This is a genomic window from Microbacterium sp. NPDC058021 (assembly GCF_042885955.1).
Lineage (GTDB): Bacteria > Actinomycetota > Actinomycetes > Actinomycetales > Microbacteriaceae > Microbacterium.
Genome location: NZ_JBHVRF010000007.1, coordinates 168,774 through 189,576, shown reverse-complemented (window position 1 = coordinate 189,576; position 20,803 = coordinate 168,774). Strand labels below are relative to the sequence as shown.

The 20,803-nt window shown below is 72.1% G+C and carries 13 protein-coding genes; 7 read left to right on the top strand and 6 right to left on the bottom strand.

All coding sequences use genetic code 11. From position 1 onward, the window contains the following. Positions 1-101 precede the first annotated feature (101 nt). The 5 genes from ACFVR6_RS15570 to ACFVR6_RS15550 form a co-directional block, all read right to left on the bottom strand. Positions 102-911: an energy-coupling factor transporter transmembrane component T gene (locus tag ACFVR6_RS15570; protein WP_386964667.1), complete on the bottom strand. Its 810-nt coding sequence runs from the start codon at positions 909-911 to the stop codon at positions 102-104. Next, positions 908-2,689, bottom strand: coding sequence for an ABC transporter ATP-binding protein (locus ACFVR6_RS15565; protein WP_386964665.1), 1,782 nt, complete (start codon positions 2,687-2,689; stop codon positions 908-910). The genes ACFVR6_RS15570 and ACFVR6_RS15565 overlap by 4 nt, the downstream gene beginning before the upstream one ends. Positions 2,690-2,767: 78 nt before the next feature. Next, positions 2,768-3,319, bottom strand: a complete 552-nt coding sequence (locus tag ACFVR6_RS15560; protein ID WP_386964663.1) for an ECF transporter S component — start codon at positions 3,317-3,319, stop codon at positions 2,768-2,770. 67 nt (positions 3,320-3,386) lie between these two features. Next, complete coding sequence (locus tag ACFVR6_RS15555) at positions 3,387-4,379, bottom strand: pirin family protein (protein WP_386964661.1); 993 nt, start codon at positions 4,377-4,379, stop codon at positions 3,387-3,389. Beyond that, positions 4,376-4,705 (bottom strand): GNAT family N-acetyltransferase, encoded by a 330-nt coding sequence (locus ACFVR6_RS15550; RefSeq protein WP_386964660.1) that lies wholly within the window; start codon positions 4,703-4,705, stop codon positions 4,376-4,378. Before ACFVR6_RS15550 ends, ACFVR6_RS15555 begins: the two co-directional genes overlap by 4 nt. 246 nt (positions 4,706-4,951) lie before the next feature. On the opposite strand from ACFVR6_RS15550, the gene ACFVR6_RS15545 reads away from it, so the two are divergent. From ACFVR6_RS15545 to recQ, 4 genes are all read left to right on the top strand, one after another. Further along, on the top strand, positions 4,952-7,492 hold the full coding sequence (locus ACFVR6_RS15545) for a DEAD/DEAH box helicase (RefSeq protein WP_386964658.1): 2,541 nt from the start codon (positions 4,952-4,954) through the stop codon (positions 7,490-7,492). Between the two features lie 146 nt (positions 7,493-7,638). Then, positions 7,639-8,175 carry a DUF1697 domain-containing protein gene (locus ACFVR6_RS15540; RefSeq protein ID WP_386964656.1) on the top strand — a complete coding sequence of 179 codons (537 nt, stop codon included), beginning with the start codon at positions 7,639-7,641 and terminating at the stop codon, positions 8,173-8,175. 62 nt (positions 8,176-8,237) lie between these two features. Then, entirely contained in the window at positions 8,238-8,897 is a 660-nt protein-coding gene (locus ACFVR6_RS15535) for a hypothetical protein (RefSeq protein ID WP_386964654.1), read from the top strand. A gap of 161 nt (positions 8,898-9,058) precedes the next feature. Next, the gene (gene recQ, locus ACFVR6_RS15530) at positions 9,059-10,963 is read left to right on the top strand and encodes a DNA helicase RecQ (RefSeq protein ID WP_386964733.1); all 1,905 of its coding nucleotides are present in this window, start codon (positions 9,059-9,061) and stop codon (positions 10,961-10,963) included. A 121-nt stretch (positions 10,964-11,084) separates the two neighbouring features. Here recQ and ACFVR6_RS15525 read toward each other — a convergent pair whose 3' ends face one another. Then, the gene (locus ACFVR6_RS15525) at positions 11,085-11,570 is read right to left on the bottom strand and encodes a GNAT family N-acetyltransferase (protein WP_386964652.1); all 486 of its coding nucleotides are present in this window, start codon (positions 11,568-11,570) and stop codon (positions 11,085-11,087) included. A gap of 281 nt (positions 11,571-11,851) precedes the next feature. Here ACFVR6_RS15525 and ACFVR6_RS15520 point away from each other — a divergent pair, with 281 nt between their 5' ends. From ACFVR6_RS15520 to ACFVR6_RS15510, 3 genes are all read left to right on the top strand, one after another. After that, the gene (locus ACFVR6_RS15520; protein WP_386964650.1) at positions 11,852-13,960 is read left to right on the top strand and encodes an acyl-CoA dehydrogenase family protein; all 2,109 of its coding nucleotides are present in this window, start codon (positions 11,852-11,854) and stop codon (positions 13,958-13,960) included. Between the two features lie 23 nt (positions 13,961-13,983). After that, a complete protein-coding gene (locus ACFVR6_RS15515; protein WP_386964648.1) occupies positions 13,984-14,553 on the top strand; it encodes a DNA-3-methyladenine glycosylase I in 570 nt (189 codons plus the stop codon). Positions 14,554-14,693: 140 nt separating this feature from the next. Further along, positions 14,694-20,777 carry an Ig-like domain-containing protein gene (locus ACFVR6_RS15510; RefSeq protein WP_386964646.1) on the top strand — a complete coding sequence of 2,028 codons (6,084 nt, stop codon included), beginning with the start codon at positions 14,694-14,696 and terminating at the stop codon, positions 20,775-20,777. Positions 20,778-20,803: the final 26 nt, after the last annotated feature.

Below are 20,803 nucleotides of genomic sequence, written 5' to 3'. Positions count from 1 at the left end.
TCAGCGATGAGGGATGCCGCGGGGAGGGGACGCGGCGGGCGCGGGGCGTCGGGCGGGGCGGGATGCCGCGGGGCGGGGTGCCGTGAGTGCGGGGACGGCGGTCAGGCGCGCGGCCAGGTGAGCCAGAGCAGCAGGGCGGTGACGGCCCAGAACGCGACGACGAAGACCGTGTCACGCGTGCGCCAGGGCACGAGGTGCCGTTCGGTGCGGTCGGGGTACGCGCCGAACGCGCGGGAGTCCATCGCCAGCGCCACCCGCTCGGCGTGGCGGATCGCACTCGCCAGCAGCGGCACGATGTAGCCGCCCCAGCGCGCGATCGCGGCGAACGGCCCCCGCCCGCCGTGCGACCCGCGCACGCGGTGCGCCTGGCGGATGACGTCGAGCTCGTACCGGAACCGCGGCACGAAACGGAAGGCCGCCAGCGCCGTGTAGCCGATGCGGTACGGCACCCGCAGCTGCTGCACCATGGCGCGCACGAGGTCGGGGCCCGTGGTGGTGAGCCCCGCCATGAGAGCGAGCGCGACGATCGCGCCGAGCCGCAGCGCGGTGGCCATGCCGATGCGCAGCGCCCCGGCGTACAGCGTCCACTCGCCCACCTGCAGCACGGGGGCGGTGTCGGCGACCTGGGCGGCATCCACCCAGACGCTCATTCCGAAGCCCAGTAAAAGGATGCCGGCGGGCACGGCCAGCAGCAGCAGCGCCGCGAGGCGCAGTGTGAACCGCACCCCGACCAGCACCACGAGGTACGACAGCGCGAGGAAGGCCAGCGGGGTGGCCAGATCGCGGCTCGCGACGAGGGCGATCATCGCCGGGACGGGGGCCGCGAACTTCGCCAGCGGGTTCAGGGCGTACAGGAACCGCACCGGCGACGCCGGGCGCGCCTCGGCGTACGGGTCGGCGACGGCGGTCATGCGCGGCCTCCGGGGAGGTCGGCCAGTCGCACGACCGATTGCACCCGCGGATGCCGCGTCACCCCGCGCAGCGCTTCGCGCAGGGGCGGCGGACGCAGCCCCGCCCGCTGCAGCAGGGCGTCGTCGGCGAAGACCTCGGCCGTCGGGCCCGCGGCGAGCACCCGCCCGTCGCCGAGCACCACGGTGCGGTCGGCGTACTCGGTCACCAGTTGCATGTCGTGGGTCACGACGATGATGGTGGTCCCCTGACGGTTGAGGTCCTGCAGCAGGGTCAGCAGCTCGTCGGCGCGCGCGCGGTCCTGCCCGAAGGTCGGCTCGTCCAGCGCCAGCACGGGTGCCCCCGCCACGAGCGCGGTGCCCACCGACAGGCGTCGCTTCTGCCCGCCCGACAGCAGGAACGGGTGCACGTCGGCCTTGTCCGTCAGTCCGAATCGCTCCAGGAGCTCCTGCGTGCGCTCGCGCACCTGCGGGTCGGGGAGCTTCTGCAGCCGCAGCCCGTGCGCGAGCTCGTCGTAGACGGTGCCGGCGATGAACTGGTGCTCGGGGTTCTGGAACACGAACCCGATGCGCCGGTGCAGCGTCCGCGCGTCGACGCGTCCGGGGTCGATGCCGCCGACGTCGATGTGCCCGCGCGGCGGCCGAACGACCCCGGCGATCGCCTGCACGAGGGTGGTCTTGCCGGCCCCGTTGGCCCCGACGACGGCCACGAACTCGCCGGCGCGCACGTCGAGGTGCACGTCGTGCAGCACCTCGCGGCGTCCCCGGGTCACGTCCAGTCCCCGCACCTGCACGATGGGCGCCGTCGCGGGGCGGGCAGGGGCGGATGCCGGCAGGGCGTCTGCCGCGGCGACGCTCGCCGAAGCCGGCGCGGGCGCCTCCTGCAGCGCCGCGTGCAGTTCGGCGGGGGTCAGTGGCAGCGGGTCGAGCGCGTAGCCCGCCCGGCGCAGCCGCAGCGCCGCCATCGTCGCCGTCGGCAGCCACACCCCCATCTCGTGCAGCTGTGCCGCCCGGCCGCGCAGCACCTCGTCCACCGGCCCGTCCACCGCGGTGCGGCCCGCGTGGTCGAGCACGACCACGCGGTCGACGAGGCCGATCGCGGCATCCAGGTTGTGCTCGATCAGCAGGATCGCCCGGTCGCCGGTCGCGGCGACTTCGCCCAGCGCCCGGTAGACCTCCTCGATGCCCTGCGGGTCGAGGTTGGCGGTGGGTTCGTCCAGCACCAGCAGGTCCGAGCGCAGCGCGAGCGCGCACGCGATCGCGAGGCGCTGCCTGCCGCCGCCGGAGAGGTGGTCGGGGTTCTCGGTGCGCCGCTCCCACAGCCCCACGCGCCGCAGCGCCGCCTCGGCGCGGGCGAGGACCTCGGGGGCCGGCACCCGCAGGTTCTCCGGGCCGAACGCGACCTCGTCGAGCAGCGTGCCGGTCACCAGCTGCGCATCGGGGTCCTGGAAGACCATGCCCACGTGGCCGGCGAGCCGGGCGACGGGAGTCGTCGCGGCATCCTGCCCCGCCACCTCGACGGCGCCGTCGACGGTGGCCGGGACCGCCTGCGGGATGAGCCCGTTGAGAGTGAGCGCGAGGGTCGACTTTCCCGACCCGCTGGGACCGAGCAGCAGCACGACCTCGCCCCGCCGGACCGACAGGGTCGCCCTCGTGGGGGCCGACGCCGTCGCGCCCTCGTAGCGGACGGCGAGATCCCGCACCCGCAGCAGCGGGGGGACACCGGACGCCGCCGTGGCGGACACGGCGGACTCGTCGCGAGGGGCGGAGGTCACAGGCATCCAGAGCGCAGGGAAACGGGGTCGCTACCCAAGGTAGCCTGACCTAACTTCCCTGCCAATTGCGCGGGAGGGCGCGCGTCAGCGGGCGATGGCCTGGGCAACGCCCGCGCGGCGCAGGCCCCGGCCGACGGCGAGTCCCGCGGCCGTCCACGCCACCGGTCCCAGGACCGAGACGATGAGGTAGATCGCCTGCGCCCAGGGCGCCAGCGACCCGAGGTCGGCGACCATCGCCACCACGAACGCGATGATGCCGCCGAGGATGACGGCGGAGATGAAGAACCGCCACGCCTGCCACACCCGGTAGCGGGTGGCGGCGGCGACGAGCTCTTGGATGCCGCCGAACAGCAGCGCCGTGCCGATGAAGCGCAGCGCCCAGTGCGGTGCCATGGCGGCGCCGACGAGGGCGGCCATGAGGTGCGTCAGCAGCGCCACCCACGGCAGGCGCAGCGCCTCCTGCGCGATGATGCCGGGCAGCACGTGCACGCCGAGGACCACGCCGTACACGATCGGCACGCTCGCGATGACCAGCGGCGTGAGCCAGCTGCCGACGGCGGCCATGATGCCGGTGGCAACACCGATCGCCGCGCAGGTCAGCAGAACGCGCGTGGACAGTCGGGATGCTCGGGCCACGCCTCCAGGCTATCCGTTGCCGCGCGCTCGTGGCCGTGCGGAAGACCGGAGAAAACCGGGAGATTCCTCAGTTCCGCCGCCGCCGGCGGGTCAGGCGCACGCCGGGGAGGGGAGGGGCGGGGACGCGCTCGGGGCCGTGGCCGACGACATGGCCGAATCGGGGTGCGTCGGCCTCCCACGCCTCGCGGGCCTCGACGATCTCCTCGTGCGACCGGCCGACGAAGTTCCACCACATCACGATGTCGCTCTCGAACGGCTCGCCGCCGAGGAGGAAGGCGGTCACGTCGGTGGCGGCGACCAGGTCGACGCCCTCGTGGCCGGGGGCGAGGTAGAGCAGATGCTGCGGGGCGAGCGGCACCGGCGCAGCGCCCGCACCGGGGGCCACCTGCAGATCGCCCGAGACGCCGGCGACGGCGTGCTCCCACGCGGCATCCAGCGGCAGCCGCACGCGCGTGCCGGCCGGCAGGCGCAGCTCGGCGCCGACGAGCGGGGTGTACGCGGATGCCGGCGAGGTCGTGCCCGCGAAAGTCCCCATCACGACGGTCGCCTCGGCGCCGTCGCCGAGTGCGACGACGGGAAGGCCCTCGTGCTGCTCGAACGCGGGCGGGCCGTGACGGCGCGACTCCGGCAGCGCGACCCACAGCTGCAGGGCGTCCAGCGGCAGCGGCCCGTCGCCGAGCGAGTACTCGGAGTGGGCGATGCCCGCACCGCTGGTCATGAGGTCCAGCACGCCGCGGCGCACCACGACGTCGCTGCCGAGGGTGTCGCGATGTCGCACTTCGCCCACGAGCGGCCACGTCACCGTCTGCAGGCCGATGTGCGGGTGCGGTTCGACGCGCATCGTGGTGGTCTGCGGGCCGAACCGGTCGAGGAAGCACCAGGCGCCCACTGTCGGCAGCGCGCGCTGGGGCAGGCTCCGGTGCACCTGCATGCCGCGGAGCCCCCCGAGGGGAACCTCGCGCGCCTCGAGCAGCAGTATCTCGGGGGCATCCACCGCGGCGGTGCGCCGGGCGCCCGCCTGCTCCACCTGGGGTGCAGCCTCCGCGTCGCCGCGGGTCATGGTGCGGGTGCGGGATCGCTCGTGCGCGGCCACGCCACCTCGAGCCCCGGCACATCGTTCTTGGTGAGGAACGACGCGACGAACGGGCACACCGGCACCACCGTCTCGCCGCGCCGGGCGACATCGGTCATCGCCTCGCGCACGAGCGTGGAACCGAGCCCACGGCCCTCGAATGCCGGGTCGATCTCGGTGTGGACGAACCGCAGCCGCCCGCGCCGGTCGACCTCGAATTCGGCGAACCCGGCCAGCACCCCGCCGAGGCGGATCTCGTACCGATGGTCGTCGTCGTCACGGGTGACGGTGTGCTGCGGGTCGAGGTGGGCCATGGGTGGCTCCTTCCGGTCACTGCACCCAACGTAGGCCGCCCGCGCGGTGTTCCGCGAGGGCGGGCGGATGCCGTTCGTCGCGCGTCCGGTGCCGTTCGTCGCATGGTGCCGGCCGGGTCCGCCCGCCCGGCGGCATCCTGCCGCCGGTCCGGCTCCGGAGCAGAGGGCCCGCTGGACCCTGCCGAAGATCCTGCTGTGGGCGGGCATCGCCCTGCATCTGCCCGAGCGTCGTGCAGACTCGACAGGGTGAGCCTTCTCGACGCCGTCCGTGCCGCGCCCGATCCCGACGGCGTGTACGACGCGTTCGTGGCGTGGGCCACCGAGCGCGGCTTCGCGCTGTACCCCGCGCAGGACGAGGCCGTCATGGAACTCGTCTCCGGCGCGAACGTGGTGCTGTCCACCCCCACCGGCACCGGCAAGTCACTCGTCGCGATCGCGGCGCACGCGGCATCCCTCGCCCAGGGCGGCCGCACGTACTACACCGCTCCCATCAAGGCGCTCGTCAGCGAGAAGTTCTTCGCCCTCGTCGACATCTTCGGTGCGGACAACGTCGGCATGGTCACGGGCGATTCGTCGGTGAATCCCGAGGCGCCCATCGTCTGCTGCACGGCCGAGATCCTGGCCAACATCGCGCTGCGCCAGGGGGCGGACGCCGAGGTCGACCAGGTCGTCATGGACGAGTTCCACTACTACGGCGACCTCGACCGCGGCTGGGCGTGGCAGGTGCCGCTGCTGCTGCTGCCCCGCGCGCAGTTCCTGCTCATGTCGGCGACCCTGGGAGACGTCACCGACATCGCCGAGGACCTCACGCGGCGCACCGGTCGCCCCACGGCCATGGTCACCGGTGTCGAACGCCCCGTGCCGCTGCACTTCTCCTACGAACGCCGCCCCGTGCACGAAGTGGTCGCGTCGCTGCTGGACGAGAAGGAACGCCCCGTCTACATCGTGCACTTCTCGCAGGCCGCCGCCCTCGAGCGGGCGCAGGCACTCGCGAGCGTCAAGGTCGCCTCACGCGAGCAGCGGGATGCCATCGGCGAGGCCATCGGCGGCTTCCGCTTCAACACCGCATTCGGCAAGACCCTCTCCCGGCTCGTGCGTGCCGGCATCGGCGTGCACCACGCCGGCATGCTGCCGCGCTACCGGCGCCTCGTGGAGACCCTCGCCCAGCGGGGGCTGCTGCAGGTGATCTGCGGCACCGACACCCTCGGCGTCGGCATCAACGTCCCCATCCGCACCGTCGTCATCACCGCGCTCTCGAAATACGACGGCACGAAGATGCGCCAGCTCTCGGCGCGCGAGTTCCACCAGGTCGCCGGCCGTGCGGGCCGCGCAGGCTACGACCCCTACGGCAACGTCGTGGTGATGGCCCCGGAGTGGGAGATCGAGAACGAGGCGGCCCTGCGCCGCGCGGGCGACGACGCGGCCAAGCGCAAGAAGATCGTGCGCAAGAAGGCGCCCACCGGGGTCGTCAACTGGGGGATCGGCTCGTACGAGCGGCTCATCCAGGCCCAGCCCGAACCTCTCGTGCCGCACCTGCAGCTGACCGCGGCCATGCTCATCAACGTCATCGGCCGTGGCGGCGACGTCTTCGGCAATGTGCGCTCGCTCGTCTTCGACAACCACGAGCCGCCCTGGCGCCAGTACGAGCTGGCCCGGCGGGCCATCGCGATCTTCCGCACGCTCGTGGCGGCGGGCATCGTGGAGTCGGGGCCGGACGGCATCCACCTCACCGTCGACCTGCAGCCGAACTTCGCGCTCAACCAGCCGCTGTCGCCGTTCGCGCTCGCCGCCATCGACCTGCTCGACCCCGAGGTGGAGCTGGGGCGAGGAGCGGATGCCGCGGGCGTGGCGGCGCGCGATGCGGGCAGCATCGGCACCGGCCACTACGCCCTCGACGTCGTCAGCGTCATCGAAGCGACCCTCGACGACCCGCGCGCGATCCTCAGCCAGCAGGAGTACAAGGCGCGCGGCGAGGCGGTCGCAGCGATGAAGCGGGAGGGCATCGAGTACGAGGAGCGCATGGAGCTTCTCGAGGAGATCACCTATCCCAAGCCCCTGGCCGACCTGCTCGCGCAGTCGTTCGAGGTGTTCGCGACGAGCCAGCCGTGGGTGCGCGACTTCCAGCTGTCGCCGAAGTCGATCGTGCGTGACATGTACGAGCGGGCGCTGTCGTTCGGGGAATTCGTCGCGCTGTACCAGCTCGGCCGCAGCGAGGGGCTGGTGCTGCGCTACCTGAGCGACGCGTTCCGGGCGATCCGCCAGACGGTGCCGGCCGAGGCGCGCACCGACGACCTCATGGACGTCATCGAGTGGCTCGGCGAGCTCGTGCGCCAGGTGGATTCGAGTCTCGTCGACGAGTGGGAGGCCCTGACCCACCCGACGGACGACCCTGACGCGCCCGTCGTGCCTCCCGCGCCCCCGTCGGTGCTGACCAACCGGCGTGCGTTCACCGTGCTCGTGCGCAACGAGCTGTTCCGCCGGGTGCGGCTGGCGGCGCTGCAGGACGACGACGCGCTCGAGGCACTCGACCCCGACGTCGACTGGCCGGCGCGGTTGGACGCGTACTACGACGAGCATGACGAGATCCTCACCGGGGGACCGGCGCGCTCGCCGGGACTGTGCGTCATCGACGAGTCCGACGCGGCATCCGGTGTCTGGCGCGTCGACCAGATCATCGACGATCCCGCCGGTGACCACGACTGGCGCATCCGGGCGGAGGTCGACCTCGCGGCATCCGTCGAGGAGGGCGCTGCCGTCGTGCGCGTGACCGAGGTCGCACGGCTGTAGCGGTGTTGCGGCGGGTCTGCGGCGCGCCACGATCTCGGGGATCTGCAGTTCTTCGGAGCCTTGCACCGCCTTCGCTCCGAGGAACCGGCGATCTCCGAAGAAGTGGCGCGGTGACGCCGTGTCGCAGCCGGGAGCACAATGGCACCGTGGCGACCTACCTGGCGTTCCTGCGCGCGATCAATCTGGGCAAGACCCGCGTCTTCCCGAAGGACGACATCCGCCGGGTGGTCGAGGAGGCGGGCTTCACGGATGCCGCGACGCACATCAACACCGGCAACGTGCGGTTGACCACCTCGATGCGCTCCCGGGCGCGCATCGAGGAACGGCTCGAGCAGGCCTTCGCCGCCGATCGCGGCTTCGAGGTGCCGACGATCGTGTTCTCGGCGGCCGAGTTCACCCGGATCGCCGAGACCGGCCGCAGGCTCAGCGCCGAGCGGCCCGGCCTCGCCCGCCACTACGTGTACCTCCTGAAGGAGGAACCGTCGCCGGCAGCCGTCGCCGGCATCGCGGCCACGGCATCGGAGCGCGGGGAGATGGTCGTGAGCGGTCGGGCGGCGCACGCCCTGCTGCAGCCGGGATACGTCGAGGGACGGGTCGATCCGCTGCGCGCAGCCAGGCTGCTGGGGGTCGCCACCAACCGCACGCTCACGGTGGTCACGACGCTCGCCGATCGGTGGTGCTGACGGCCGTGGTGCGCGGGCGGGGGGCGGCGTAACCTGTCGCCACCGGATCCCGGAGGTGGACCATGGCCATGTGGAGACGCCGCCGCCGCACGCCGTATGCCGCGGTGACGGAGGAAGAGCGCATGTCGCGCTACGTCTACCTGTTGAGCACTCTGCCGCCCAGCGTCGTAGAGCGAGCGCACGAGGCGGCTTTCGGCAAGATGCCGCTGGAGCGGCGGCGCGAGATGTTCGAGAAGCTCCGACCGTTCATGACCGCAGAGGAACGTGTACGGGAGCCGCAGCCCGCGGTGCTCGCCGGCGTGTTCCGGCGGTTGACGCCGTCGGGTGGAGCCGCAGGGACGGCCGTCGAGGAGAAGGACCGGATCGCGGGTCGGGCATCCGCCCGCGCCGACGTGGAGCGCCGCGCTGCCGAGCTGTGGCCCTTCAACGACCCGCTGCTGTTCGCCGTCGTGGCGAGTCACTTCATCACGTCGGCCACCGTCGTGTCGTACTTCACGATCGGTGCCGGATCGATCGGCATCGCCGGCGAACCGGCGTGGGTCGGTGAGCTCGGTGGAATCCCGGCCGACACCGGCGCGTTCGGCGGCTACGCGGGTGACGGCGGCTACGGCGGTGATGGCGGTTACGGCAGTGGCGGTTACGACGGCGGCGGCGGTTTCGGGGGCGGGTTCGACGGCGGCGGCTTCGGCGGCGGGTTCGACGGCGGCGGCGGGATCGGCTGACCTGGGGAGGGCCCCAGCCGGGTGTCAGCCGCGCTCGGTAGGCTGTGGTGGTGGGAGATGGGCGCGAGACGACGGATGCCGGATGGGCGCCGTCCGACGCCCCCTTCGAGGCCTACGAGCCCCCGCCCGAAGACTGGGCGCCCCCGCCCGACGACGGGTGGATGCCCCCGCCGGATGACGCCTGGACGGCGCCTCGCGCGGCGCCGCCGGCCGCGGCATCCGCAGGGCTCGACCTGCCGCCGCGGCGCGAGCTGACCGGATCCGACCCGGTCGCCGTGCTCAAAGAGGTGTTCGGCTACGACTCCTTCCGCGGTGACCAGGGCGATGTCGTGGCGCACGTCGTCGCCGGTGGCGATGCGGTCGTGCTCATGCCGACGGGCGCCGGCAAGTCGATCACCTACCAGGTGCCCGCGCTCGTGCGCGAAGGCACGGGACTGGTGATCTCGCCCCTCATCGCGCTCATGCACGATCAGGTCGACGCCCTCATCGCCAACGGCGTGCGGGCGGCGTACCTGAACTCCACGCAGTCGGCCGCCGAGCGACAGGCGGTCGAACGGGACTACCTCGCGGGCGAGCTCGACCTCATCTATGTGGCGCCGGAGCGGCTGTCGAGCTCGCAGACGACGGCGCTGCTGCAGCGCGGTCGGCTCAGCGTCATCGCGATCGACGAAGCCCACTGCGTGTCGCAGTGGGGCCACGACTTCCGCCCCGACTACCTGGCGCTGGGCGATCTCGCCGAGCGGTTCCCCGGCGTCCCGCGCATGGCGCTCACCGCCACCGCGACCCGCGCGACCCACGAAGAGCTCACCGAGCGGCTGCACCTCCCCGAGGCGCGGCACTTCGTCGCGAGCTTCGACCGCCCCAACATCCAGTACCGCATCGCACCCAAGGTCGACCCGCGCCGGCAGCTGGTGTCGTTCATCCGGTCCCTGCCCGAGGGCTCCGCCGGCATCGTCTACGCCCTCAGCCGCAAATCCGTCGAGCAGACCGCCGAGTACCTGCGGACGCAGGGGCTCGATGCGCTGGCCTATCACGCGGGGTTGGATGCCGGCATGCGTGCGCGGCACCAGGCGCGGTTCCTCCGCGAGGACGGCGTGGTGATGGTCGCGACGATCGCGTTCGGCATGGGGATCGACAAGCCCGACGTGCGTTTCGTCGCGCACATCGACCTGCCGAAGTCCGTCGAGGGGTACTACCAGGAGACCGGTCGCGCCGGCCGCGACGGCGAACCCGCCGTGGCGTGGATGGCGTACGGCCTCGGCGACGTCGTGCAGCAGCGTCGGATGATCGACCAGAGCCCCGGCGACCGCACGTTCAAGATGCGCATGGGGCAGCACCTCGATGCCATGCTGGCGCTGTGCGAAACGGTCGAGTGCCGCCGCCAGAACCTGCTCGGCTACTTCGGGCAGGAATCCGGCCCCTGCGGCAACTGCGACACGTGCCTGGAGTCGCCGGAGACCTACGACGGCCTCGTGCCGGCACAGAAGCTGCTGTCGACGATCGTGCGGCTGCAGCGCGAGCGCAATCAGTCCTTCGGCGCGGGGCACCTCATCGACATCCTCCGCGGCGCCGACACCGAGCGCATCCGCCAGCAGGGACACGAGCGGCTGGCGACGTACGGGCTCGGAGCCGACCTCACCGATCAGGACTGGCGCTCGATCGTGCGACAGCTGCTGGCCCGCGGCATCCTCGTCGCCCGGGGCGACTACGGCACGCTCGCGCTCGGGGAACCGGCCGGCGCCGTGCTGCGCGGCGAGACCGCGGTGCCGCTGCGGCGTGACACGATCGGGCGGCCCGTCGCGGGTGCGCGGGTGCGCAAGGCATCGGCGGCCGACAGTCTGGGTGAGGGCGACCGCGGCCTGTTCGAGGCGCTTCGCGCCTGGCGTGCCGAGACCGCTCGCGAGCAGGGGGTGCCGGCGTACATCGTCTTCGGCGACGCGACGCTGCGGGCGCTCGCCGAGCACCGGCCAGCCTCGCTCGCGGATCTGGACGGCATCACCGGCATCGGCGCCAAGAAGCGCGAGGCCTACGGCGAGTCCGTGCTGGCCGTCATCGCCGCCGCCTGACCCCCGCTGCCGCCCGCGAGTGAGTATTCGTAGCGCCGAGTGAGCATTCGCGCCCTCGAGTGAGTATTCGACCCCGCGAGTGAGTATTCGCCTGGCCGAGAGAGTGCTCGCGCACTCGCGCTCAGAGGTCGAGCACCCAGATGTGGAACGTCAGCTCGCTGCCACGGAACACCTCGGTCAGTCGGCCGTGCTCGCGGAACCCGGCTCCGCGGCACAGGGCGATGGATGCCACGTTGTCGGCACCCGGGAGCGCGATGAGCCGGTCGCGGCGTCCGTCGTCGCGCACGAGGTCGATGAGGCCTCGCAGCGCCGCACGCGCGACGCCTCTGCCCTGCAGCTCCGGCACGACGCTCCACCCGGTTTCGAAGACGGGGTCGCCCTCAAGGTCACCCTCCCAGTAGCCGATGGCGCCGGCGGGCTCGCCATCGATGTCGATGCGGTACATCCGCGACGGACTGAGTTCCGGCGGCCTCAGGTAGCGCTCGTGCCGATCGAGTACCGCCGCGGTCGACTCAGGGCCGCCAAGGAACGCGGTCATCTCCGGGGTGTTCATCCGCACCAGCACATCGAGGTCGCCAGGTCCCCACGGCTCCAAGGTCACCGGCATCCGCGTCACCTCCTGCGAGTCATCTTCGCGCGGCCGCCTCCGCACTACCAGTACTCGCTCGGCGCATCGAATGCTCACTCGGCGCATCGAATACTCACTCGGCGCCACGAATGCTCACTCGGCAGCCCCCAAACCCGCGGCCGGCGGCGGGGGTGTGGGGTCGGCACAAGGGGGCGGCGGGGCGGGGACGGGAGCTGGTGTAGATAGTGACCAATCGGGTTGAGGCTGTGTTGTGGGACACCTACGGTCAGAGGACTCCGTTTCCCGCCGAAAGGTGACCCATGACTGACGCTGCCGTCCGTCCGAAGACCCCCGCGACCAGCAAGCGCACCCCCGCCGGCGGCGCGCCCACCGCGCCGCACACCGCCGAGCAGGCCCACGAGGCCCGCATCGACATCGCCGCCGTCACCGACCTGCTGCTGGGGACGTGGGCCGACACCCGCCGCGAGGCGCGCGAGATGGTCAAGGATCCGGCGCTCTGGCGCGTCGACGGCCTCTCGATGGCCGACCACCGCGAGCGGGTGCTCGAGCAGCTGCGCATCGTCGTGGCCAACGGCGGCTCCCGACGCGCCTACCCCAAGGAGTACGGCGGCCTCGATGACAACGGCGCCAACGTCTCCGCGTACCTGGAGCTGGTCCTCGCCGATCCCAGCCTGCAGGTCAAGGCCGGCGTGCAGTGGGGCCTGTTCGGCTCGGCGATCCACCACCTCGGCACCAAGCCCCACCACGACAAGTGGCTGCGCGACGTGATGAACCTCGACCTGCCCGGCGCTTTCGCGATGACCGAGACCGGCCACGGCTCGGACGTCGCGGCGGTCGGAACGACGGCCACCTACGACCCCGACACCGAGGAGTTCGTCATCCACACCCCCTTCCGCGGGGCGTGGAAGGACTATCTCGGCAACGCCGCGCTGCACGGCCGCGCCGCGACGGTGTTCGCCCAGCTCATCAGCGGCGGCGTCAACTACGGCGTGCACTGCTTCTTCGTGCCGCTGCGCGACGACAACGGTGAGTTCCTCCCCGGCGTCGGCGGCGAGGACGACGGCGTCAAGGGCGGCCTCAACGGCATCGACAACGGCCGCCTGCACTTCGACCACGTGCGCATCCCCCGCGAGAACCTCCTCAACCGCTACGGCGACGTCGCCCCCGACGGCACGTACTCGAGCCCCATCGCGAGCCCCGGCCGCCGCTTCTTCACGATGCTCGGCGCGCTCGTGCAGGGCCGGGTGTGCCTGGACGGGGCCGCGACCAACGCGACCGCCGCCGCCCTCACCATCGCCGTGACCTACGGCAATCAGCGCCGCCAGTTCGACAGCGGCACCGGGACCGACGAGGTCGTGCTGATGGACTACGCGCGGCACCAGCGGCGCCTGCTCCCGCGCCTCGCGACCACCTACGCGCAGTCCTTCGCCGGCGATGAGCTGATCAAGAAGTTCGACGGCGTCTTCAGCGGACGCGAAGACACCCCCGAGGAGCGCGAGGACCTCGAGACGCTCGCGGCGGCGCTGAAGGCGCTGTCGACGTGGAACGCCCTCGACACCATCCAGGAGGCCCGCGAGGCCTGCGGCGGCGCGGGGTACCTCGCCGAGAACCGGCTCGTGGGCCTCCGCGCCGACCTCGACATCTACGCGACGTTCGAGGGCGACAACAACGTGCTGCTGCAGCTGGTGGGCAAGCGCCTGCTGAGCGACCTCGCGAAGCAGTTCAAGGGCGCGGATGCCGCAGCGCTCGCCCGCTTCGCCGTCGGTCAGACCGCAGGCAAGGTCTTCCACGGCGCGGGCCTGCGCCGGCTCGGTCAGACCGTCACCGACTTCGGCTCGACCGCGCGCTCGGTGGAGCTGGGCCTGCGCGCCGACCAGCAGCACGATCTGCTGTCCGCCCGGGTGCAGCAGATGGTCGCCGACATCGCCGGCCGCCTGCGCCCCGCCGCGAAGATGTCGCCCGCCGATGCCGCCGCCCTGTTCAACGAGAACCAGTCCGAGCTCATCGAGGCCGCCCGTGCGCACGGCGAGCTGCTGCAGTGGGAGGCCTTCACCGACGGGGTGAACCGCGCCGCCGACGACGGCACCCGCCAGGTGCTCACCTGGCTGCGCGACCTGTTCGGGCTGTCGCTCATCGAGAAGCACCTCGCCTGGCACCTCATCCACGGCCGGCTCTCCACCCAGCGCGGCGCCGCGGTGTCGCGCTACATCGACCGCCTGTGCGCGCGGCTGCGGCCGCACTCGCAGGACCTGGTCGACGCGTTCGGGTTCGCGCCGGAGCACCTGCGCGCCCCGATCGCGTCGGGCGCCGAGCAGGAGCGCCAGCAGGAAGCACGGGAGCACTACGCGGCGCTCGCGGCATCCGGCAACGCCCCGGTGTCGGAGAAGGCGCTGAAGAAGAAGAAGTAGCGTCCCGACCGTAGGGTGGCGGGGTGAGTCCCGACATCCGCCTCGGCCCCGACGGCGTCCCGCGCTGCGCGTGGGTCGGCGACGACCCCGAGTATCGCCGCTACCACGACGAGGAATGGGGCAGGCCGCTCCACGGCGACCGGGAGCTGTTCGAGAAGCTGAGCCTGGAGGGCTTCCAGGCGGGCCTGTCGTGGATCACGATCCTGCGCAAGCGGCCGCGGTTCCGTGAGGTGTTCGCGGGCTTCGAGCCGGCCGTCGTCGCCGCGTTCGACGACGACGACGTCGAACGGCTCATGACGGATGCCGGCATCATCCGCAACCGCGCGAAGATCCTCGCCACCATCGGCAACGCCCGCATCGTCGACGCGATGGCACCGGGGGAGCTCGACGCCCTGATGTGGTCGTTCGCGCCCCCGCCGCGCCGGCGCCCGCAGTCGTTCGCCGACATCACGGCGACCACACCCGAGTCCGACGCGATGTCGAAGGAGCTGCGCCGGCGCGGATTCCGCTTCGTCGGGTCGACGACGATGTGGGCGCTCATGCAGTCGGCCGGGATGGTCGACGACCACGTCGCCGGCTGCTGGCGGGCCTGAGGCCGCACCGCGGGCCGCATGGGGAGTTCTCCCCACCGACAGCCGCGTGACCGCGGGTTAGGGTGGTCGAGGCGCCGACGCATCGTCGGACCCGACGCCACGCAAGTCGCTGCTGGAAACGACAAGGGGGATCGTTCTTCATGAGGTCCTTTGCGTGGCTTCGCGCGCGCCCGCGCACCCTGGCGTCGGCGAGCGTGGTCACCATCTCCGCCGTCGCGATCACCACGATGGCGTTCCTCTACGAGGGCTTCCCGACCACCGATGTCGAGCTGAACGACGGCTCCGTCTGGGTCACCAAGCAGTCCAGCTACCTCGTCGGCCGCTTCAACGACGCCTCCGAGGTGCTCGATGCGGGCCTGCGCACCGTGTCGGACCAGTACGACATCGTGCAGGACGGGCGCACCGTGCTCGTCGTCGACGAGGCCAACAGCACGCTCGCCCCCGTCGACGCGGCGACCGTCGCGACGGTGGGCGATATCGACATCCCCGCCGGCGCGACGGTGGGCGTGGGAGCTGCGACCGTCTCGATGCTCGAGCCGCAGGAGGGTGCGCTGTGGCTCACCCCGGCTTCCGGGCTCGCCGGCTTCACTCCCGCCGACGACCCGGCCGGTGAGTTCGGCAAGGGCGCCGTCGCCGCGACCGGCCCCGACGGCGCCGTCTACGTCGCCTCCCCCGAGCAGGGCACCCTCACCACCGTGCGCCTGGGCCCCGAGGGCGCGGAATCCTCCAGTGAACCGGTCGACGGGCTCGACGAGGGCGACGCGCTGTCGATCACGGTCGCCGGCACCACGCCGGTGCTCCTGAACAAGACCGACGCGCGGCTGTGGGTGCAGGGCCTGGGCCTGCGCGATCTCGAGGGTGTGGCGGATGCCGTGCTCCAGCATCCCTCCTCCTTCACCGAGCACGTCAGCTACGCCACCCCCACCGCGCTGGTCACCGTGCCGCTGGGCGACGGCCCCGCCGTCGAGACCGCAGCCGGAGGCAACGGCGCCCCCGCCGCGCCCGTCTCCCTCAAGGGCTGCGTCTACGGCGCGTGGGGCGGATCGGCCCGGTTCGTGCGGGACTGCGCTCAGGACCGCGACGACCTCACCGCCGACATCCCGGGGATCGCCGCGGACGCCGCCGTCGTCTTCCGCGTGAACCGCGACGTCGTCGTGCTCAACGACGTCGTCGCCGGCTCCGCGTGGACGGTCACCGAATCGCTCGAACTCGTCGACAACTGGGACGACATCGTGCCGCCCGAGGGAGGCGATGAGACCGAGCAGACCTCCACCGAGGTCGCCCCCGAGACTTCGCTCCCCGAGCGCACCGACGTCAACCACCCGCCGGTCGCCGAGGACGACGACTTCGGCGTGCGCCCCGGTCGCACCACGGTGCTGCCGGTGCTCGACAACGACAACGACCCCGACGGAGACGTGCTCACCGCCGCCGCGCAGGGCGGGGTGAGCGTGGGTGAGCTCGCCCCCATCTACGGTGGCCGGGCCCTCCAGGTGACGGTGCCCGAGGGCGCCTCCGGCACCGACACGTTCAGCTACGAGGTCAACGACGGGCGCCCCGGCGGCACCGATCAGGCCAACGTCACCGTCGAGGTGCGGCCGTGGTCGGTCAACGAGGCGCCGCTGCAGCGCAAGACGCCGATCGTGGTGGTCGAGCAGGGCGGGCAGATCACCCACGACACCCTGCTGGACTGGGTCGACCCCGACGGCGACGACATGTTCCTGCGCAGCGCCGTGGCCGACGGCGACGACGAGGTGGACTTCACGTCGGCCGGCGAACTCACCTTCCGCGCCGTCGGGTCGGTGCAGGGCCGGCGCACCGTGACCGTGACCGTCTCGGACGGCACCGACGACACCGCCGGCACGGTGGAGTTCGACGTACGCCCCGTCGGGTCGACCAAGCCCATCACGACGCCCGACCACCTCGTGGTGCGCACCAACGAGAAGACCAGCGTCTCGCCCCTGGACAACGACGTCTCGCCCAGCGGCGCGCCGCTGCGCCTGGCCCGCGTGACCGAGGTCGCCGGGGCCGAGGTGGTGCCCGACTACAACGCGGGGACCTTCTCGTTCGTCTCGCAGACCCCCGGCGTCTACTACGTGCAGTACCTCGCGACCGACGGGCCGCAGACGGTCACCGGACTCGCGCGCATCGACGTGCTGACCGCCGCCGACCCCGATGACCCGCCGATCGCGGTGCGCGACGTGGCGCTGCTGCCGTCGGGCAAGGACGTGCGCATCGACGTGCTCGCCAACGACTCCGATCCCGCCGGCGGCATCCTCGTCGTGCAGTCGGTCACGGTGCCACCCGATTCACGGGTGTCGGTCGCCGTGATCGACCACCGCTACCTGCTCGTGACCGACCAGTCGGGTCTGGCCCAGTCGGTGACGATCGAGTACCAGATCTCCAACGGCCGCCACTCGGCCACCGGCGACGTCGTCGTGATCCCGATCCCCGCGCCCACCCAGCTGCGACCGCCGGTGGCCGCCGACGACAACGTGATCGTGCGGGCCGGTGACGTCATCAGCATCCCGGTGCTGGATAACGACTACCACCCCAACGGCGACGCCCTCACGGTGCAGCCCGACCTGATCGACCCGCTCATCGACCCCGCCGACGGTGAGGCGTTCGTCTCCGAGAACACGCTGCGCTTCCGTGCCGGCACCGAAGCGAAGACCGTCTACGCGACGTACGAGATCGCCGATTCGCTCGGGCAGAAGGATGCCGGCTACGTCACGATCCAGATCGTCGACGTCGACGTCGAGAACAACCAGGCTCCCCGGCCGCGCGACCTCACCGCGCGCGTGCTCAGCGGCACCGAGGTGAAGATCCCGGTCGCACTCGACGGCATCGACCCCGACGGCGACTCGGTGCAGCTCGTGGGCGTCGCGTCCGCTCCCGCCAAGGGCCGCGTGGTGGAAGTGGGGCAGAACTACCTGCGGTACGAGGCGTTCGGCGAATCCACGGGCACCGACGAGTTCACCTACACGGTGCAGGACCGCCTCGGCCGCACCGCGACCGCAGCGGTGCGCATCGGCATTGCACCATCCACCGGCACCAACCAGGCACCGTTCGCCGTCAAGGACGTCGTGCTCATGCGGCCCGCGCGCACCGTCGCGGTGCCGGTGACCGTGAACGACTCCGACCCCGAGGGCGACAAGGTCATCCTCGTCGCCGACGGGCTTGAGGTGCCCGAGGGGATCGAGGCGATCGTGCGGGGTGACCGCGTGGTGATCACCAGCGCCGACGAGCCGGGCACCAAGACCCTCACCTACACGATCCGCGATTCGCGGGGCGCCTCGGCGATCGGCGCGCTCGTGGTCACCGTCGACCCCGACGTGCCGCTGCAGACCCCCATCGCCCGCGACGACCGGGTCACGATCGCCGACGTCGGCGACCAGCCGCAGGTCGACGTCGAGGTGCTACTCAACGACGAAGACCCCGACGGGGTGCGCGACGAGCTCACCATCACCACCGCCGAAGAGGACGTGCGGGTGCGCTCCGGCGGCATCGTGCGCGTTCCGCTGACCGACACCGCCCGCATCGTGCGGTACGACGTGACCGATGAGGACGGGCTCAGCGCCTCGGCGTTCATCCACGTGCCGGGCTTCGCGGACCTGCGCCCGTCGCTGGGCACGACCGGCGGCATCGAGGTCACAAGCGGTGAGACGGTGGAGATCCCCCTGGCCGACCACGTCGTCGTCGCCGGCGGCGGCCGGGCCATCATCACCGAGGCCGCGAAGGTCTCGGCGATCCACGCCGACGGTGCAGCGCTGGTGAAGGATGCCACGACGCTGGTCTACACCTCCGCCGACGGCTACAGCGGCGCCGACGCCATCACCTTCGAGGTCACCGACGGCACCGGCCCCGACGACCCGGAGGGTCGCGTGGCAACGCTCACCCTCCCCATCACGGTGCTCCCGCCCGACAACCTGCCGCCGACGCTGTCGGGGGCGGCCCTCTCGGTCGCGCCGGGCGAGACCGCCACGACGCTGGACCTGCGGGGCCTGGCATCCGACCCGAATGAGGAGGACCTCGCCGACCTCGCCTTCCGCCTGGTGGGCGGCGCCCCCGACGGGTTCTCTGCCTCGGTGTCCGACGGGGTGCTGAGCGTCTCCGCCGACGCCTCGACGCCCAAGGGCACGACCGCCACGATCGACGTCTCCGTCACCGACGGCGAGAGCGATCCGGTGACCGCCACGATGACGGCGACCGTCACGGCATCCACGCGCCCGCTGGCCGTCACCACCGACGACCTCGTGCCCGAGGCGCACCAGGGCGTGAGGCAGAGCATCGACGTGCTCGCCAACGACCAGAGCCCGTTCCCCGACGAGCCCCTCACCGTCATCGACGCGCAGGTCGAGGTCGGCAGCGTCAGCGCCCAGCCGCGGGTGCTCCCCGGTGGCACGGTGGAGCTGACCCCCGCTGACGACTTCGTCGGCAGCCTGGTGGTGCGCTACCGCGTGCAGGATGCCACCGAAGACCCCGACCGCGTCGTCGACGGCCGCATCCGCCTGACGGTGCAGGGCCGCCCCGACGTCCCCGGCACCCCGACCGTCTCGAGCGTGCAGGACCGCACCGTCGTGCTGTCGTGGTCGTCGCCGTCGAACAACGGCGCCGAGATCACGTCGTACACGGTGACCTCCACCCGCGGCGACTACACCAAGACCTGCGCCTCGACCACGTGCACGCTGGACGGTCTCACCAACAACGTCGAGTACAACTTCACCGTCGTAGCCACCAACCGGGTCGGCGAATCCGACCCCTCGGCCCCGTCTGCCACCGCGCGCCCCGACGCGCGGCCCGACACCCCGCAGCCGCCGTCGACCGTCTTCGGCGACAAGGCGATCACGGTGTCGTGGGTGACCCCGTCGACCCCCGGGTCGCCGGTCGAGAGCTTCGACCTCGAGATCTCGCCCGCCCCGCCGTCGGGCGCGACGCAGCAGACCGGCGTGACCGGCAACTCGCTGCGGTGGGAGGGCCTCGAGAACGGCACGTCCTACCAGGTGCGCGTGCGCGCCGTGAACCGGGCGCCGGAGCCGTCGGCCTGGAGCAGCTGGTCGCCGAGCGTCATCCCCGCAGGTCCCCCGGCGGCGCCCGCCGCGCCGACGACGCAGCGCCTGTCGCCGGTCGGTAACCAGGCTCAGCTGCAGGTGACGTGGGCGGCGCCCTTCGCCAACGGCGACCCGGTGAGCGGATACGAACTGCGCGTGCTGCGCGGCGGCACGGTCGTGAGCACCGTCCCCGTCGCCGGCGGGCAGACGTCCCAGGCGGTCAACGTCGACGCGTCGACCACCGACTACACGTTCACCGTCGCCGCCCGGAACAAGGCCGGTCAGGGTGCATTCAGCGCGCCGTCGGCACCCCGTCGTGCGTTCGTGCCGCCGGGGGCACCGGGGGCTGTCACGGCCACGCCCGGCGACCGGTCGCTATCGATCACCGCACCCGCAGGCGCGGGCAACGGCGCCAACCCCGGGGAGCTGAACTACGAGTACTCCCTCAACGGCGGCGGCTGGAGCGGCATCTGGGCGAGCCTGGAGAAGGGCGCCACGATCCGCGGCACGATCGCCGGCCTCGCCAACGGCACCGGGTACACGGTCGCCATCCGCGCGGTGAACAACATGGACGGGCAGAACTACGCCGGCCCCGGGTCGACCGGATCGAACCAGGTCGTCCCCTTCGGCAAGCCGAACGCCCCCGGCGCCGGCGCGCAGCGCGACGGCACATCGGTCGTGCTCAGCTGGTCGGGCCCCGCTCTCAACGGCCGCGACGTCACGGTGCAGATCAACGTCAACGGCGGAGGCTGGGAGAACGTCGGAGCCAACGGCAGCCGCCGGGTGGGTGACGGCTACGACCAGACCCACTCGATCCGCGTCCGCGCGGTCGACACCGAGGGTCAGGTGAGTCCCGAGAACTCCGCCCAGGCCTCCACGGGTCCGCGACCCGACCCGCAGAACGGCGCGCAGACGGTGAAGGGCGATTACAAATCCGGATGCAACGTCGCCTGCTACTACCTGTCGGTGCGCACCGAAGCGAACTTCCCGGCCGGCAGCTACACCTACAGCTGCCTGGCCAATGGTCGCAAGTTCAACGAGTGGGATGGCCCCGTGCACATCGCCGCCGGCGGGACGACGCAGATCCAGTGCTGGTACGGCAACCCCGGGCACACGGTGCAGGTGCAGCTCAACGGGATTCCGGCCGCCAGCCAGCCCAAGGCGACGACCTGGTAGCGGCGCACACACGATGATGAAGCGAT

What these genes read in the sequence shown, in the direction of transcription:
- ACFVR6_RS15510 (WP_386964646.1), top strand. Translation starts at nt 14,694, where the DNA reads ATGAGGTCCTTTGCGTGGCTTCGCGCGCGCCCGCGCACCCTGGCGTCG.
- recQ (WP_386964733.1), top strand. Translation starts at nt 9,059, where the DNA reads ATGCCCCCGCCGGATGACGCCTGGACGGCGCCTCGCGCGGCGCCGCCG.
- ACFVR6_RS15535 (WP_386964654.1), top strand. Translation starts at nt 8,238, where the DNA reads ATGGCCATGTGGAGACGCCGCCGCCGCACGCCGTATGCCGCGGTGACG.
- ACFVR6_RS15520 (WP_386964650.1), top strand. Translation starts at nt 11,852, where the DNA reads ATGACTGACGCTGCCGTCCGTCCGAAGACCCCCGCGACCAGCAAGCGC.
- ACFVR6_RS15555 (WP_386964661.1), bottom strand. Translation starts at nt 4,379, where the DNA reads ATGACCCGCGGCGACGCGGAGGCTGCACCCCAGGTGGAGCAGGCGGGC.
- ACFVR6_RS15550 (WP_386964660.1), bottom strand. Translation starts at nt 4,705, where the DNA reads ATGGCCCACCTCGACCCGCAGCACACCGTCACCCGTGACGACGACGAC.
- ACFVR6_RS15525 (WP_386964652.1), bottom strand. Translation starts at nt 11,570, where the DNA reads ATGCCGGTGACCTTGGAGCCGTGGGGACCTGGCGACCTCGATGTGCTG.
- ACFVR6_RS15565 (WP_386964665.1), bottom strand. Translation starts at nt 2,689, where the DNA reads ATGCCTGTGACCTCCGCCCCTCGCGACGAGTCCGCCGTGTCCGCCACG.
- ACFVR6_RS15570 (WP_386964667.1), bottom strand. Translation starts at nt 911, where the DNA reads ATGACCGCCGTCGCCGACCCGTACGCCGAGGCGCGCCCGGCGTCGCCG.